Origin of the sequence: Facklamia sp. 7083-14-GEN3, assembly GCF_024742075.1 — a bacterium.
Classification (GTDB): Bacteria; Bacillota; Bacilli; order Lactobacillales; family Aerococcaceae; genus Facklamia.
The window spans coordinates 603,160-620,141 of the sequence record NZ_JANSGD010000001.1 but is presented as its reverse complement, the minus strand read 5'-3'; the positions used below and the strand labels follow the sequence as shown (position 1 = coordinate 620,141).

The window sequence follows — 16,982 nt, the reverse complement described above, 5'->3', positions numbered from 1 at the left end:
AAAAGCGCTTTTATAGTATATAATAGACTTATGAAAGGGAGTATAGGATGAATATCGAAAGATTATCTCAACGATTGGAACAAGTCGCACAATATATCGTCCAATATGGTCAAGATCCGATTCGTTTGGCAGATATCGGTAGTGACCACGCTTATTTACCGTGTAACTTACTGAGAAATAAGCAAATTGAATTTGCAGTAGCGGGTGAAGTAGTAGAAGGTCCTTACTTATCGGCTGTAAGACAAGTGAATGAAAGTCGATTGCAAGACAAAATCACCGTTCGACTGGCTGATGGTTTTGCGGCAGTTGAAGACAGTGACGCCATTAATACAGCGGCTATCTGTGGCATGGGAGGTGGCTTGATTGTATCCATCTTAGAAGCGGGTTATCAAGCTGGAAAATTACCAAAGCTCTTAGTCTTGCAAGCCAATACAGCAGTTGCTAAAGTCAGAGCCTGGTTGCAAGCACATTACTATCATATTCTTAATGAGTGCTTTATTGATGAGAAAGGACAATTCTATGAAGTAATAGTTGCCCAAGAGCAAGCAGAAAAAGCCGCTTATTCTGATAAAGAAATCATGTTTGGTCCCATTCACTTGACTCAAAAAGGGTCAATCTTTGAAGACTATTGGCACAATGAATTAAATCACCATTATTATATTCTTAATCAGTTATTTAATGGGGTAGAGTACGAACAAATGGCCCAAGACCGCAAAGCTAAGGTAGATGTTATTCAAGCAGAAATAGATAAAATAGAGGAGGTGATAGACTATGACAAACCTCTTATTTAAAGACTTAATGGCTTATCTGAATCAAAAATACCCTGCGGCTTATGCCGAAGAGTGGGATAAGGTAGGTTTACACTTTGGTGATCCTGAACAAGTCATTAAAAAGGCTATGGTCGCATTAGATATGCGCCCACAAGTAGTTGAAGAGGCGATTGATGAAAAGGTGGACACCTTGATTTTACATCATCCACCGATCTTCAAAGCCATTGATCGCTTTGATGGATCCAATCCGCAAATAAAGATGTATCAAAAAGCCATCCAAGCAGGCATTAATGTCTTTGCCATGCATACGAATTATGACGCCGCTCCTGGTGGAATGAATGATATTTTAGCTCAAGCCTTGAGGTTAGAAGAGATTCAACCGCTCGTTGAATTAGAAGAGGGTCAGGTAGCGATTGGTCGAGTAGGAAACTTACCTCAAGCCCTTACGCGCCATGAACTCTTTGCTTATGTCAAGCAAGTCTTCAAACGATCTGCTTTAACGGTGGTGGAAAAAGTCCCGCATGCGACTTATCAAAAAGTGGCGATTGTGGGTGGTGCAGGGGCAAGCTTTATGGACCAAGTTGAAAAGGTCCAAGCCGATGTCTTTATTACCGGAGATATTAGCTTCCATACGGGTCATGACCTTTATGAAAAGGCCTTTATGACGATTGATGCGGGTCATTATATTGAACATTTATTTATTGATGTTGAAGTGGCAAGAATCAAAGAAGATGTCGCTCGGAAAGGATGGAATCTTGAAGTGATTGCTTCAACTGTTTCCACCGATCCTTTTACTTATGAATAAAAAGGAGAGTAATTATGGACTTATTTGAAAAAACAAAAGAACGCTTAATTCGTTACGCTAAGATCAATACTCGCTCAGACGAAAATTCAACGACCATTCCATCGACTGAGATTCAATTCGACCTTTTAAATCTTTTGGTCGATGAATTAAAAGAAATCGGTCTGGAAGAAGTAGAATTAAATTCTGATAATGCTTTTGTCACAGCTACTTTACCCGCTAATACGGATAAAGAAGTACCTAGCATTGGCTTTATTGCTCACGTAGATACTGCGGATTTTAATTCTGAAAATGTTCAACCACAAGTTTTTGAAAACTATGATGGTAAAGATCTACAATTGAGTGAAGACTGGGTAATGAAAGTAAGTGAGTTTCCTAATCTACCACCTTATAAGGGACAGACATTAATTACTACTGATGGAACTACTCTATTAGGGGCTGATGACAAGTCAGGCATTGCTGAGATTGTGACAGCTATGGAATACTTGATTCAACATCCAGAGATAAAACACGGTAAAATTCGTGTAGCCTTTGGTCCAGATGAAGAAATTGGACGTGGGGCAGACCACTTTGATGCAGAAGGCTTTGCGACAGACTTTGCTTACACTATGGATGGTGGACCGGTTGGTGAGTTAGAATACGAATCCTTTAATGCGGCTCAAGCTGTTTTAAAAATTCGTGGAAAAAATATCCATCCAGGAACAGCCAAGGGTAAAATGATTAATGCCACAACGGTCATGAATCTCTTTATGTCTGATCTTCCTCAAGCAGAAGTACCAGAACAAACCTCTGGCCGAGAAGGTTTCTACCATGTCTTAAGTGTAGAAGGTACTGTCGATGAAGCAGAATTAGTGATGATTATTCGTGACTTCAACCGCGATGTGTTTGAAAAACGTAAAGCTAAGGTCGAAGAAATTGTAGCTAATATCAATAAAGAATATGCACAACCACCGATTACTTTGGAATTAAAAGACCAATATTATAATATGGCTGAAATTATTGAAAAGGATATGACACCGGTCGACTTAGCGCAAGCCGCTATGGAATCCTTAGATATTCCGGTTAATATCGTGCCTATCCGTGGTGGAACCGATGGTTCGAAGATTTCCTTCATGGGTATTCCCACACCAAATATCTTTGCGGGTGGCGAAAACATGCACGGCCGTTTTGAATTCGTGGCCGTAGAATCGATGGTTAAGGCAACAGAAGTAATCATTAAGATTGCCGAATTAAATGCCCAATAAATGAAAGTTAATTAAAAAATCACAGGCTGGAGCAAGCTTCCAGCCTGTTCTTCTATCCAAAGGGGGAGATGTAGTGCCGATTCAATTTGTCACCGGCGATTTAAGTCAAAATAAAAAAAGCGTCCTCATTCAAGCTATCATGGAACAATTGAAGCAAACACCTGACTTACAAGTCTATTATATTGTGCCAGAACACTTGAAGTTTGAAATGGAAAAATTTGTCTTAGAAGAAATCCGTAACCATCAAAGCAACCAAGCCAGCTCGATTTTTAATTTACAGGTGGCTTCTTTTTCACGTCTTAATTGGTTCTTAATGAAAGATCAAAAGCCAAGCCATGAGATCAGTGACTTAGGCCTATCAATGATTGTCCGCCAAGTCTTAAACCAACACCGTGAAAAGTTGGTGGTCTACCAAAAACAAGCCCACTATCAGGGCTTTATTGAAGAGTTAGTCCTGCTTTTTAAAGAATTCATCGAAGGAAATATCCAAGTAGCAGATTTGGAAGTGGAACAAGCGCAAGATTCACCGCTGATGGATTTGGAAATTGAAAAGCAAAAAGAACTGCAAATGCTTTATCAAGCCTTTCTTCAAGCACTGAGTGATTTTCGCATTGATAATTTTGCAAAACAAGAAGACTTGCTGAACTATATCAGCCAGCAAAAGTTAGATAAGCATCTATTCGTGATCGACCATTATTATTACTTTAACAGTCGTGAAATGCAATTACTTTTAAGTCTCGCTAAGGATGCTTGCAAGCTAAAGATTGTCTTACCCATTAAGGCTAATGAGTTAAGAGCTATTCAAGCCTTAATGACCACCGCCTTGCCGTATGCAACTTACTACCGGATACGCAGCCTAGCCCAACAGATGGAACTAGAATTAGAGCCAGATTGGGAAATAAAAGACCAAAGTTTTAACTACCAGCCAGCAATTTTAAACTTAGCCCATGCCTTTAAAGATCAACAAGACTTAATCGTATCCGCTAAAGAACATAGAGCTGGTATTGACGCTAATCATCACCGCTTTTTACAGTTTGATTCTATTCATAGTGAACTGCGCTATGTATCCAATCGTATTCACTATTTGGTTAGCCAAAAAGGCTACCGTTATAAAGATATTCAAGTTTATACCAGAGATTTGGAAGTCTATCAATCCATGATTGCACCGATCCTATCAGCCAATCAAATTCCGTATTTCTTTGACCATGCCAAGGCCATGACCGACCATCCGCTCTTTACCTTGATCCAACACCTTATCAGGCTAGATCGTTATAATTGGCGACTGATTGATATTTTAGAAGTCTTAAAATCGCCCCTGGTAAGGATTCGATTGTTTCATCCGGCTTTTGAACCACTAAGTGAAGTTGACTTAGACCGCCTAATCTATTCCTTTGAAAACTATTTAATTGCTTACCAGTATGAAGGCTACCGCTTTGCTAATTTAACTTACGATTGGTTGTTTATGACGGAAGAAGTGGCTTTCCAATCGGCTGACGGACAGAATTATGAATTTACATTGGCTCAAGCTATTGGATGGATCAGAAAATATTTAGTGGAACATTTTGCCTTTAGTAAGCAAGCCATCAGAAGAAATGACAAGCAGGGCCTAGCCGCTCTTTTCTATCAAAAATTAGAAACCATAGGCGTCCGGCAAGCGCTTATGGACCAAAGAGACCAGGCTATTGAAAAGGGTGAGATTGAACAATCTCGTCAAGACGAACAGGTTTGGCAAGTACTGGTCAATAGTCTGGATGAATACCACCAAATCTATGGCCAAGCAGACTTAGACCTAGCTACTTTTTTTGAAATTTTAGAAGCCGGTCTGTCAGCGGCGACCTATCATATCATTCCACCGACCTTGGATCAGGTAATGATTTCTAACATCCTATCGCCCCAAGTTCGACCTTGCAAAATCGCTTTTGTCATCGGGATGGACCAAAAAGCACTACCGGCTAAGCATGCTGCGGAGGGTCTACTAACTCCTAGCCATCGGCAAGCGATTAACCAAGAGCTTTTAGCCCACCAATATTTAGCTGATCAAGAACAGCAAGGTTATCAAATGGAATACTTATTAGCTTATCAAGTCTTGCTCTTAGCGACGGATCAAATGGTAATTTCCTATGCGACAAATCAAGGCGATCAAGTCCGTAATTTTTCGCCCTGGTTGCAACAAGCGTTAAATCTAGCTGGTCTTAAACTGATTCACCAAGCCGACTACAGTATGGATGCTTCTTTGGAAACGCCTCTAACTTTAGCGGACTTGGGACGTTATGACAGTAATAAATCACCGATTTTATATCAAATTCACCAAGACTTTATGAGCGGAAGGAACCCTCGGCCAGTTTTCTTAAAGCTGCTACAGTTAATGGTAGACTATGAAAAGCAGCACCAAGGTATTCTTAAAGGTAACGGCATGGTCGATTTAATTATTCAAACCTTTTACTTTAATGACCTACCCGATAAAATTGACAGTGACTTAGCCTTAGAACTTTTCGGTCGTAATTTATCGCTATCGGTCTCCCGGATCGAACAGTTCTTTGCTGATCCTTATTCCCATTTCTTACGCTATGGCTTACGCTTAAAAGAAAGGGACCGCTTTGAACTGGATGCCGCGCTTTCAGGGGATTACTTCCACCAAGCCCTAGATAAGCTCAATCAAGTCATTCAAGATCGAAGGAAATCCTTAGCCGACTTGTCAGAAGAAGAAGTTAAGGACTTATTAGGGGGAGTGATTGCCCAATTAAATCAAGAGCCAAATTATCAAGTCCTCAGCCGCCATCCGCGCATGCAGGCCATCCATCATTTATTAAACCAACGTCTATTTTACTTTGTGCAATTGATGCAAGAACAAAACAAGCTGACCCATTACCAACCCTTGGCTTCTGAATTAGTCTTTGGGACTGGGAGCAATAATCAAGTAGCAGGCTTTGAATACCCGCTAGCTTCGGGAGGGCGTTTAACCATTCGTGGTAAGATTGATCGCTTAGATCAGATTCAAATGGGTCAACAACAATTGCTGCAAGTGATTGATTATAAGTCGGGTAAGAAAGACTTCGACTTAGTCGATGCTTATTATGGATTGGACTTGCAACTCTTAACTTATTTAGCAGTCGCCATGAAAAACTATTCCAACCACCAAGCCTTGGGTGCTTTTTACCAGCATCTCTTACCAAACTTTTATAAGGCGGATAAGAATTATGTGGATGGAGAAACGGACCAGCAAAGTAAAAAGCTCTTAAGTCAGCGGTCTTTGAAAGGCTTTGTCACCATTGAAGCGGACGATTTACAAACGGTCGAATCTTTTGATCACCAAGACCGTAAGAGTCGTATCTATCCTGTGACTTATACGAAGTCGGGTTATGATTCTAGAAGTCCTTTCTTTGCTAAGGAAGACATCGACTTGCTCTTAGACTATACGCATCATCAATTCCAACAAGCGGCTCAAGCTATTCAAAGTGGCGATATTGCCTTAGCACCTTTTTATGAAAATCCGTATACCTTGTCCTTAAATGCCCATTACCGGGTGATTACTGGCTTTGATGGGACGCAATCCTTCCAGCGTTACCGTCATAAACAGGTGAATAAAAAGGATGTTTTAGCTCATATTAAGGAAAAACTAGCTAATGAAGAAAGAACAAAAGGAGGCGATTCTCATGGAATCCTTACCGATTAGACCTGATAATAGTAAATTCAACCCGGAACAGTGGCAGGCCATCCATCAAAGGGGCAATAATATCCTAGTAGCTGCCTCAGCTGGTTCAGGTAAGACCACGGTCTTAATTGAACGCATCATGACACATTTATTGATGCGTTATGCCGAGTTGAAAGAAGTCCTAGTCGTGACTTTTACTGAATCAGCGGCCAATGAAATGAAAGAACGGATGGAGAAACGCTTAAAATCAGCCGTTAACCAGTCACTGGATGGAGAAGAAAAGCGTTATTTGCTCAGTCAAATTAACCAGTTGCCCAGTGCACACATCCAAACGCTGCATTCTTTTTGTTTGTTTGTGATTCAAAATTTCTTTTATCTTGAAGATATTAATCCAGCTTTCAATCTTTTAATTGATGAAAGTCAAAAGCAAGTAATGGTAGAAGAAGTCTGGGATAACTTAATTGAACAAATTACTGAAGCAGACGCTAAACTTACAGTCAACCAAGCAGACTTTCAAGACTTGCTAGTTCGTTTGACCAGTGGGCGGGATGACCAAGCCTTACGCTCGATCGTATTAGATATCTATGAGTTTGCGCGTGCCAATCCGGAACCTTTAAGCTGGTTAGACCAGATGGTGACTGAGGACGATGGTTTAGAAAGTTTTTGGAAGAGTGAACTTTATCAAGAGAGTCTAAAAGTTCAACTACGGGAACAGTTAGACTCTGCAGATCGCTCTTACCAAGAAGGTTTGAGTCTATTAGCTGCTTGTTCACAGGCCACGCAAGATAAATTTGGTCCGGTGTTATCTGAAGAAGGGCAGCGTGTGATTGAACTAAAAGAAGCTTTCTTAAAAAACGATATGGCCCACTTTAGTCAACTGTTGGATAATTTAAGCTTTAGTCGCTGGCCGTCTTCAAGAGGCAAGGCCCATGAAGAAGACCTAGAAAACCTAGAAGTACTTAAGCAATATCGTAAAGCGAGTAAGGATACTTTAATTAAGATTCAGTCTTACTTTCCTTATCCTTACCAGACCATGAAGGATGTCGAAGCGGCGATTCAACCCTACTTAAGAAAATTAAGCGACTTAAGTAAACTATTCTACCAAGCTATGCAAGACTATAAGTTTCAAGAAGGGTGGATTGATTATTCCGACCTTGAACACTTAACCTTGCAGATTTTAGCTCCCTTTGATCCACAAACAGGTGAGCGCAAGCCGTCGATAGCGGCGGAATATTTCCAGTCCCTCTTTGAAGAAGTCTTAGTGGATGAATACCAGGACATCAATGAAATTCAAGCAGCCATTCTGTCCTATCTTTCGCGTGAAAGAGTAGACTCGGCTAAAGGCAATCTCTTTATGGTAGGTGACGTTAAGCAATCTATCTATGGGTTCCGGATGGCTGAACCTTCCTTATTCTTAGAAAAATACCGCAAGTATCAAACCAGCGACCAAGGTCACTTAATTATCCTGGATAAGAATTATCGGTCGAGAAGGCAAGTTTTAAACTTTACCAACTATCTCTTTGAACGCTTGATGGACGAGTCCTTTGGCGAAATGACCTACGGCAAAAGTGAGAGTTTAGTGACGGGTAACCAGGACTTTACAGTTGCTGAGGAAATAGACCATTATGCTATCGAACTACTCCTACACAGCAAGGAAAGCCTAGAAGAAGAGGAGCAATTGATTGAGGATAACCCCAATCTATTAATTGATAAGGGAATTGATTACCAGGCCCATTTGATTGCTCAGGATATCCAAGCCAAGTTGCGGGCGGGTTATCAAATTTACGATAAAGAATTAGGCAAAGATCGTTTGATGACCTTTAAGGACATTGTGGTATTGAGTTCTACCAAATCCAGCTTTGCTAACTTGCAAGCGGCTTTTAGTCATTATCAGTTGCCTTTTACTTCACAAGCCATTGAGACCTATTTCCAACGACAAGAAATCCAATTAATTTTAGCCCTCTTAAAATTAATTGATAATCCCATGCAGGATATCCCTCTAGTGGCTATTCTCAAGTCCTTCTTTGTCGGACTGAGTGACAATGAGCTCGCACTGATTCGGGTCAACCATCCGCAAGGGTCATTCTATCAAGCGGTAGAAAGCTTATTGAGTCAAGAATTTCAAAGTGATCATTCATTAATAGCTATTCAAAAGAAAATCCAACACTTTTTCAACCAATTGACCCAGTGGCGCGACTATGCCAACCACCATGCTATTGATGAAGTCATCTGGCAAATCTATCTGGATACTTCCTTCTTAGATTATGTGGTAGGACTTGATATGGGACGGCAACGTCAGGCCAATCTCCATGCCTTTTACCAAAAGGCGCAAGCCATTAATCAAGGCTTAGGAGGAAGTTTGGCTAGCTTTATTCATTATATTGAAACCCTTTTAGATCAAGACAAAGACTTGGCTGAACCGTTGCAATTAGAAAGGGATCAAAATATGGTGCGGGCTATGACCATTCATGCTTCCAAGGGGAGCGAATTCCCGCTCGTCTATTTAATTAATAGTAACCACCGCTTTAATCTGACCGATAGTCAAAAGGCGATTATTGCCACCAAGCACCACGGGGTAGGAATGAATCATTATCAAACGGAGGACTTTGTCTATTATCAATCCATCAGTAAAACAGCCCGGCAGATTCTCCTAGATCAAGCCGCTAAAGCGGAAGAATTACGGGTGCTCTATGTGGCCTTAACCCGGACGGAACAGAAGTTAATTGTGGTAGGTTCCATTAATAGCCAGGAAAAATGGGAAGAAAAGGGCGACAAATATCAAATGATGACTGAGCCTGATAGCTTGCAAGTGGCCTTACAACTTAGGTCGCAAGCGAATAATTTCTTGGAGTGGATTCATCAAGCCACTTCCTTAGCTAAGCGAAATGTTCAATCGGTTGCCAAGATTAATGATCAGGACTTTATCACTCACATTTATACCGAAGACCAGATCCAAGCGAAGGTTCCTAATTTCACAGCTACTAATGAAATATCAAGCCCACCCGCTTGGTTAAAGGCTTTAAAAAAGGGAGAAGAATTGGATCTGCCTAAGCAAAATCTTGAGGTTATCAACCAGATTGAAGACTTATTGACTGATCAATACCCTCATCAATTATCTAGCCAAACGGCGGCCTATCAATCCGTTTCAGAGTTGAAACGTCTATTCGAAGAACCACCACATCCAGCCCTTTCTTTTTATGAAGACCGTAGAAAGGAAGCTAATCACGAAACGGATTCAACATCAACTATTGATCAAGGGATTCACGGTATCCGCTTTACACAAGATACCTTTGAAGCCCCTAAGTTTATGGCCTCTGAAACAATGGATGCGGCTAAGATTGGAACTTTGAACCATTTCGTAATGGAAAAAGTGGACTTTGCTCAATTTAAGACAGCGGAAAAGTCTGATTATCTTAACTTACTAGAAAAGCAGATTCAAGCTTTGATTGAGCAAGAATTGATAGAGGAAGAGGACCAACAATACCTCTACATTGATACAATCTTTAATTTTCTTCAAAGTCCACTAGGGCAGCAAATGATTGAAAATAGCGATCAACTTAAGCGTGAACAAGCTTTTTCATACTTAGTGCCTGCTAAAGATCTTTTTGCTGACTTAACAGATAAGGGACAAAGCATACAGATGGATCAAGATTCAATCCTGGTTCACGGGGTAATTGACTCTTACTATGTGATACCTAATCAAGGCTTTGTATTAATTGACTTTAAAACCGACCGCTATCGTCCACATTTGAGCCAGTCTAAAGAAGAACAAGTGGCTCTATTGAAGGATAAGTACCGCTATCAATTAACGCTTTACCGAGATGCTTTGTCCAGTCATTTGAAGTTACCGAATAAGGGAACTTATATTGTTGCGTTGGGATTTGACCAAGTGATCGAATTGACTGACAATTAGTTCTCAACGAGTTTTGATAAATATCGAAATAGCAGTAGTTTTTCTAGAAACTGCTGCTATTTTCATATACAATTTTGTTAAAAATTATGAAAAAGAAAGTTATCTATCAATTGATAATAGATTTTTGAAGGCAATTGAGCTAAACTCTATACGTTATTAATTTTAAAAATATAAAAGTATTTATCAATCATAAATTAAGAGTGGTTATAAAACCAAAGAGGTGATTAGGATGAAAAAATGGGGATTGTTGAGCCTGAGTTTAATTTTTATTTCTTATCTTGTGTGGCTGGCTAGAAATTTAGATATTGGTCAAGAACCCATTGAAGCTGATGTGGTAGTTGTACCTGGTGGTGAAATTGTTCGATCTTTAAAGGCAGCAGAACTGATACAAGATGGTTATGTCACTTCAAACAAAATGATCGTATCTCCCTTAAATGAGGTCATAGGAACCAAACCGTTAATTGACTTTATAACTGACACTGGTTTATCGGAAGATCAGGTTATTGGAGAAAATGAGGCCACTTCTACTTGGAGTAATGCTAACAATACCATTTCTATCATGGAAGAAATGGGTTGGAAAACTGCTCTAGTAGTGACTACTGATTACCATACTCGCAGAACTAAATTAGCATTTGACCGAGCCAGTAAGGATAAGGACTTAAAATTTCACTATGTTTCTGCTTATTTAAAAGATAGTGAGGGTAAAGAAGTAGCCTATGGAGATAGTCGAAAAGCTTTGAAGATTATGTTTTCAGAAGTCTATAAATATATTGGGTATTATTTAAAACTTTATTATTGGATTGACGAATAAATTCTAAACAGAAAAGGTAAAAATTATGAGCAAACGATTTATTTCATTCGACTTATTGCGAGGATTTGCTACGATTGCAGTCCTTTTGATTCATCTCACTGCTCCTCAACTGCCAGACAGTGATCTTGTTACGTTATTTATTAATCAAGCGTCACGCTTTGCGGTACCAGTCTTTTTAATTCTTTCAGGATGGGGATTAGACCGAACAGATGCCTTAGATAGTCAAATTGATTATCCCGCCTTCTTAAAAGAGCGTTTATTAAAAATTCTACCGGCTTATTTCTTTTGGTCAATCATCTATGCGACTACTAATTTTTGGTTAGTCGGTGAGGAACTAAGTTTTTTAACTTTTATAAAATTATTCTTGACTGGTCATTTATCCTACCATTTGTATTTTGTCCCTTTGATTGTGGGCCTTTATATCTTTTACCCACTTTTATCTAAAATTGCTTACAATAAATACATGGCTGTGGCTTTTGCAGGTATCTTTATATATCAACATATATCGGACCATCTAATAGGTTATATTCCCTATGATCGTCTGCAAGACTATTACACCTATGCCTTTTGCTTTTTCTTTGGCATATGGCTAAGTCGAGACTTTAAAGTCAAGCTTAAAAGGTTCGAAGTTTATCGCTATGGTATTTTAGTTTTTACCCTATTAACTTTAGGTTTATTGGTTGAGGAGTCCTACTTGAGTGGGGGACAGGTGATTGGAAATACAAGGCCCTTGGTGACATTTTATTCTATCGGGATTGTCTTAACCTTTATGCTATATAAGTTACCAGGCGAGAAGATATTGTTGTGGTTCAGTCGGTATTCCTTTTTAATCTATCTGTCACATGTCTTCTTCTTAAAGCTTTTAGAAGTTGGGGTGGAGGGGTTATCGATTAACCTACACCCAATGGTTTACTTGATTATGATCGGAAGTGGGTTAGTCTTGATACTCTATCTATTCATTAAGCTTGTAGATCGGGAGCCATTTAAAAGGTTAATCAGTTAAGTCATTTGAATAATATGTTTATTAAAAGAATACCTTTAAATTGAGGCGTCTTATGATATACTTTTAAGAGTGAATTATAGAAAATAAGGAGTACTCATCATGTATTTAATCTTTAAAAGAATGCTAGGATTTATCCTATCTTTGGTGGCATTGATAATTTTATCACCGTTATTTTTAATTCTGGTAATTGCGATTAAAATAGATTCACCTGGTCCTATCTTATTCAAACAAAAAAGAGTAGGGATTCATAAAAGTCACTTTAACATTCTAAAGTTTAGAACAATGTACATTGACACACCAAAAGATACACCCACTCATTTATTAGGGAATCCCGATCAATATATTACTAAAGTAGGAAAGTTTTTAAGAAAGACAAGCCTTGATGAGTTACCTCAGTTAATAAATATTCTTAAAGGAGACATGGCAATTATAGGTCCACGCCCAGCTTTATGGAATCAATATGATCTGATTGATGAGCGCGATAAGTATGGGGCTAATGATGTTCCGGTAGGACTTTCAGGATGGGCCCAAATAAATGGACGAGATGAATTAGAGATTCCATTAAAAGCCAAATTAGATGGAGAATATGTTAAAAATATGGGGCTAATAATGGATATTCGCTGTATGATTGGAACAGTCATTTCAGTTTTTAAAAGCGATGGTGTTCTTGAAGGTGGGACCGGAAGTTTAAGATTAAAGGATGTGGATAAAGGTGACTAAAAGAGTTTTAATCACAGGTAAAGATTCTTATATTGGAAGCTCTTTTATTAAGTATTGTAAAGATAATAATTATGATTTAATTATTGATGAAGTAGATACAAGAAATGAGAAATGGAAGGAAGCAGACTTTAGTCAATATGATGTTGTTTTTCATGTGGCGGGAATAGCGCATCAAAGAAGCACCTTAAAAATAAGAGACCTTCATTATAAAATAAACAGAGATTTGACACTTAATATTGCTAAATCAGCTAAATCAAATGGTGTTAAACACTTTATATTTCTAAGCTCAATGAGTGTTTATGGAATTTCAAATGGATTAATATATCAAGAAACATTACCGAATCCTAATTCTCATTACGGTATTTCAAAATATCAAGCAGAATGTGGGCTTAAAGAAATGTCTAATAATGATTTTAAATTAACCATTGTTCGTCCTCCAATGATATATGGTGAAGGTTCTCCAGGAAATTACTCTTTTTTATCATCAATAGCTAAAATAACTCCGATATTTTTAGATATAACGAATAGTAGAAGTATGCTATATATAGATAACTTATCTGAATTGATATACTTGATAATATCAAATGAGTATAGTGGTTTAATTTTACCTCAAAACAGTGAATATATTAGTACAAAAAAAATGGTGAATCTTATAGGAATAATTAATAATCATAAAATATTAAATATTCCTTCGTTAATAAGAAAAGATTTCTTGGTGAAACTTCCAATATTTAATAAAGTTTTTGGGGACCTAAAATATGAAAAACATACTACTAAAGTATTTGAGAATAAATATCAAATTTATGGATTTGAAGAATCTATTAAAATAACGGAGAAAAAAAAATGAAAAAAATACTTTTCTATTCAACAGTAGCTTCACAAATAGACTTATTCAATAGAAACAATATTATGATTTTAAAAAAAATGGGGTACGAAGTGCATGTTGCATGTAACTTTAATGACGGAAATGTTACATCCAAACAAAGAGTTGAGCAATTTAAAAAAGAATTAGATGAATGCAATATTAAATATTTCAATATTCCAATTCCAAGAAACATTTTTAATTTTAAATTAATTTCAGAATCTTATAATCTTACTAAAAAGATATATTTTCAAAATAAATATGATTTAATACACTGCCATTCACCCATTGGTTCAGCAATATGTAGGTTAGCTTTAAGGAATGTTGATACAAAAATAATTTATACAGCACATGGTTTTCATTTTTTTAAAGGTGCACCTATTTATAATTGGTTAATTTTTTATCCGATTGAAAAATATTTATCAAAATTTACAGATTTAATTATAACTATAAATAAAGAAGATTATATCAATGCAGTTAATTTTAAAAAATCTAAAGTTATAAAAATTAATGGTGTAGGTATTGATATTAATAAATTCAATAAAAATAATAGTAGAGAAAAAAATTCTTTACTTAAATCAGATTTAGAAATAGTCGATAATCAATTAGTATTGATATCAACAGGAGAGATAAACAAAAATAAAAATCACAAAGAAATAATTGATGCTTTATTTGCTATTAAACAAAAATTTGAAATAAAGTTCAAATACTTTATTTGTGGTAAAGGCCCATTAGAAGAGAAATTAAAGGAATATATAAATAGCTTGGATTTATCTAAAGAAATATCATTACTGGGATATAGACAAGATATTAAAGAATTACTAAGTATATCTGATTTATTTATTTTCCCATCTAAAAGAGAAGGATTGTCTCTTTCATTAATGGAAGCAATGGCAATGGGGTTACCATGTTTAGTATCCGATGTGAGAGGTAATAGAGATTTAATTGTAGATAATCATGGAGGAAAAATTTTTACACTAAATATTCATGATGAACTGATACAAAAGTTATATCAATTAATGACGAATGAAAAAGATAGGCTGAACTATGGTGATTTTAACAAAAATAGAATTGAACAATACTCCACTAAAGTAATAGATAAGGAAATGACGGAAATTTACAAAAATATTTTACTATAAATAATTTCAAAATGAGAAAAAGGATGAAAAGGTTGAATTCAAAAGTCAGTATAATTATTCCAACATTTAAAAGACCAGAACGGGTTGTAAGAGCTGTAGAAAGTGTTTTGAAACAAGATTATGATAATTACGAAATAATAGTAGTAGATGACAACGATCCTAATTCAAAAGAAAGAAAAGAGACATCAAATAATCTACAAAAGTATTCAAAGTTGACAAACTTTATATATATAGAACACTCCGAAAATAAAAATGGATCTGCTGCAAGAAATACAGGTATAAGAAATAGTAATGGGAAGTATATTACATTTCTGGATGATGATGATGAATATTATGAAAATAAGCTTCGTATTCAAGCCAATTGTTTAGATTCAATTGGAGAGGAATGGGGATTATGTTATACAAGTTATGAGAAAATAGATCGTTTTGGAAATAGGCAGTACTCTTTAGAAAAAAGTGAAGGAAATTTATATATACAAGCACTTTCTAAAAATTTATTTATAGGATCAGGCTCAAATTTTATGATAAGAAAGTCAGTCATTGATAAAATAGGTGTCTTTGACGAAACTTTTATTCGAAATCAGGATTTGGAATTTTTAGTTAGAGCTTTAAAATCATATAAAATAAAGTATGTTGATGAAATTACTTTCCTAATTCATAATGAAGTAAGAGAAATGAAATTTTCTTATAAAGATTTAAAAGTTATTAATGAAAATTATAGGTTAAAATTTAATTCTTATATTTCTTCTCTAAGCACGAAAGATAGAATTTTAGTTAATAAATACTTAGATCTAATTGATTTTAAAACTGCTATTTCCTGTTTAAATTTAAAAGGTTTATATGAAGTAATAAGAAGAAGTTCATACTCTTTAAAAGAACTTTTAGAATTCATATTTTATTTGATTAAAAGAACTTTAACCAAAACATCTTACGGTTTTAAATTTAAGGAGGTGACACATTGAAAAAAATTTTACATTATGTAGGCGCAATGAATAGAGGAGGTATGGAAAATTATTTAATGACTATCTATAGAAAGATAGATAAAAATAATTTTCAATTTCATTTTGCTGTTCACCAAGAATCCCCCGGGGATTATGATAATGAGATAAAAAAAATGGGTGGTAAAATCTTTTCATTTCCTAGTTTTAGAAAAAATCCAATAAAATATTTTGAGTCTTGGGATAACTTTTGGAGGAATAATAAGAATGAATATTCTTGGTTTCATTATCATACAAACTCTCTAGCTAATATTTCAGCTATTAAAGCTGCGCATAAAAATGGATTTAATTCAATTATTATTCACGGTCATAGTTCATATGCTGATAAAGGAAAATTTCAATTAATACATGATTTAATTCATCATAAAAATCAGACTTATATAAAAAAATATATTAAGCATAGAGTAGCTGTTTCTCAATTAAGTGCAGAGTGGTTGTATGGAACAACTGAAAATATATCTATTTTAAGAAATGGTGTTGATTATACTTCGTTTTACTTTAATAATTCATTAAGAGACCACTTGAGGAAAAAATTTAAAATACCAAATGATTCTATAGTGATTGGACACGTAGGAAATTTTCTTAAAGTAAAAAATCACATATATTTACTAGAAATATTCAAGCATATTCTTGAAAAAAGACCAAATTCAAAACTTTTTTTGATAGGCCAAGGGCCATTAAAAAAAGATATACATAACTATCTTAATTCAAATGAAATAAGTGATAGTGTGTTTTTATTAGGAAGCATACCAAATGTTTCAGATTATTTAAATATATTTGATTTATTTGTTTTTCCTTCATTTTACGAGGGATTACCAATTTCTTTAATAGAAGCGCAGGTGAATGGATTAAACGTTTTTATGTCTAATACAATTTCTGATGAGGTAATTATAAGTGATAGATGCAAGCAAATTTCGATAGATAATTCTTCAAAAATACAGGCTTCTAAATTATTAGAAATTGGTCTTCCAGAAATTTTTTCTAGGACAAACAATATAAATAATAAATATAATATACAGAATACGATAAATGATATATTAAAAATCTACTATTCATAGAAGGCGGTCT

At 36.0% G+C, this 16,982-nt stretch carries 12 protein-coding genes; all 12 read left to right on the top strand.

What is annotated here, in order from left to right:
* Positions 1-47: 47 nt before the first annotated feature.
* The 12 genes from NW240_RS02920 (at position 48) to NW240_RS02865 (ending at position 16,972) form a co-directional block, all read left to right on the top strand.
* Entirely contained in the window at positions 48-791 is a 744-nt protein-coding gene (locus NW240_RS02920; protein WP_258435957.1) for a tRNA (adenine(22)-N(1))-methyltransferase TrmK, read from the top strand.
* Positions 772-1,575 (top strand): Nif3-like dinuclear metal center hexameric protein, encoded by an 804-nt coding sequence (locus tag NW240_RS02915; protein ID WP_258435956.1) that lies wholly within the window; start codon positions 772-774, stop codon positions 1,573-1,575. Before NW240_RS02920 ends, NW240_RS02915 begins: the two co-directional genes overlap by 20 nt.
* Positions 1,576-1,589: 14 nt before the next feature.
* Positions 1,590-2,816, top strand: a complete 1,227-nt coding sequence (gene pepT / locus NW240_RS02910) for a peptidase T (protein ID WP_258435955.1) — start codon at positions 1,590-1,592, stop codon at positions 2,814-2,816.
* Positions 2,817-2,889: 73 nt separating this feature from the next.
* A complete protein-coding gene (locus tag NW240_RS02905) occupies positions 2,890-6,489 on the top strand; it encodes a PD-(D/E)XK nuclease family protein (protein WP_258435954.1) in 3,600 nt (1,199 codons plus the stop codon).
* Complete coding sequence (gene addA / locus NW240_RS02900; RefSeq protein WP_258435953.1) at positions 6,440-10,381, top strand: helicase-exonuclease AddAB subunit AddA; 3,942 nt, start codon at positions 6,440-6,442, stop codon at positions 10,379-10,381. Before NW240_RS02905 ends, addA begins: the two co-directional genes overlap by 50 nt.
* 229 nt (positions 10,382-10,610) lie before the next feature.
* Positions 10,611-11,192 (top strand): YdcF family protein, encoded by a 582-nt coding sequence (locus tag NW240_RS02895; RefSeq protein WP_258435952.1) that lies wholly within the window; start codon positions 10,611-10,613, stop codon positions 11,190-11,192.
* Between the two features lie 25 nt (positions 11,193-11,217).
* Complete coding sequence (locus NW240_RS02890) at positions 11,218-12,195, top strand: acyltransferase (RefSeq protein WP_258435951.1); 978 nt, start codon at positions 11,218-11,220, stop codon at positions 12,193-12,195.
* 99 nt (positions 12,196-12,294) lie between these two features.
* Positions 12,295-12,915, top strand: a complete 621-nt coding sequence (locus NW240_RS02885) for a sugar transferase (RefSeq protein ID WP_258435950.1) — start codon at positions 12,295-12,297, stop codon at positions 12,913-12,915.
* A complete protein-coding gene (locus NW240_RS02880; protein WP_258435949.1) occupies positions 12,908-13,762 on the top strand; it encodes an NAD-dependent epimerase/dehydratase family protein in 855 nt (284 codons plus the stop codon). Before NW240_RS02885 ends, NW240_RS02880 begins: the two co-directional genes overlap by 8 nt.
* Positions 13,759-14,916 (top strand): glycosyltransferase family 4 protein, encoded by a 1,158-nt coding sequence (locus NW240_RS02875; RefSeq protein WP_258435947.1) that lies wholly within the window; start codon positions 13,759-13,761, stop codon positions 14,914-14,916. The genes NW240_RS02880 and NW240_RS02875 overlap by 4 nt, the downstream gene beginning before the upstream one ends.
* A gap of 32 nt (positions 14,917-14,948) precedes the next feature.
* A complete protein-coding gene (locus NW240_RS02870; RefSeq protein ID WP_258435946.1) occupies positions 14,949-15,878 on the top strand; it encodes a glycosyltransferase family 2 protein in 930 nt (309 codons plus the stop codon).
* The gene (locus NW240_RS02865) at positions 15,875-16,972 is read left to right on the top strand and encodes a glycosyltransferase (RefSeq protein WP_258435945.1); all 1,098 of its coding nucleotides are present in this window, start codon (positions 15,875-15,877) and stop codon (positions 16,970-16,972) included. Before NW240_RS02870 ends, NW240_RS02865 begins: the two co-directional genes overlap by 4 nt.
* Positions 16,973-16,982 lie beyond the last annotated feature (10 nt).

What these genes read in the sequence shown, in the direction of transcription:
- NW240_RS02890 (WP_258435951.1), top strand. Translation starts at nt 11,218, where the DNA reads ATGAGCAAACGATTTATTTCATTCGACTTATTGCGAGGATTTGCTACG.
- NW240_RS02895 (WP_258435952.1), top strand. Translation starts at nt 10,611, where the DNA reads ATGAAAAAATGGGGATTGTTGAGCCTGAGTTTAATTTTTATTTCTTAT.
- NW240_RS02920 (WP_258435957.1), top strand. Translation starts at nt 48, where the DNA reads ATGAATATCGAAAGATTATCTCAACGATTGGAACAAGTCGCACAATAT.
- NW240_RS02875 (WP_258435947.1), top strand. Translation starts at nt 13,759, where the DNA reads ATGAAAAAAATACTTTTCTATTCAACAGTAGCTTCACAAATAGACTTA.
- NW240_RS02915 (WP_258435956.1), top strand. Translation starts at nt 772, where the DNA reads ATGACAAACCTCTTATTTAAAGACTTAATGGCTTATCTGAATCAAAAA.
- addA (WP_258435953.1), top strand. Translation starts at nt 6,440, where the DNA reads ATGAAGAAAGAACAAAAGGAGGCGATTCTCATGGAATCCTTACCGATT.
- NW240_RS02885 (WP_258435950.1), top strand. Translation starts at nt 12,295, where the DNA reads ATGTATTTAATCTTTAAAAGAATGCTAGGATTTATCCTATCTTTGGTG.
- pepT (WP_258435955.1), top strand. Translation starts at nt 1,590, where the DNA reads ATGGACTTATTTGAAAAAACAAAAGAACGCTTAATTCGTTACGCTAAG.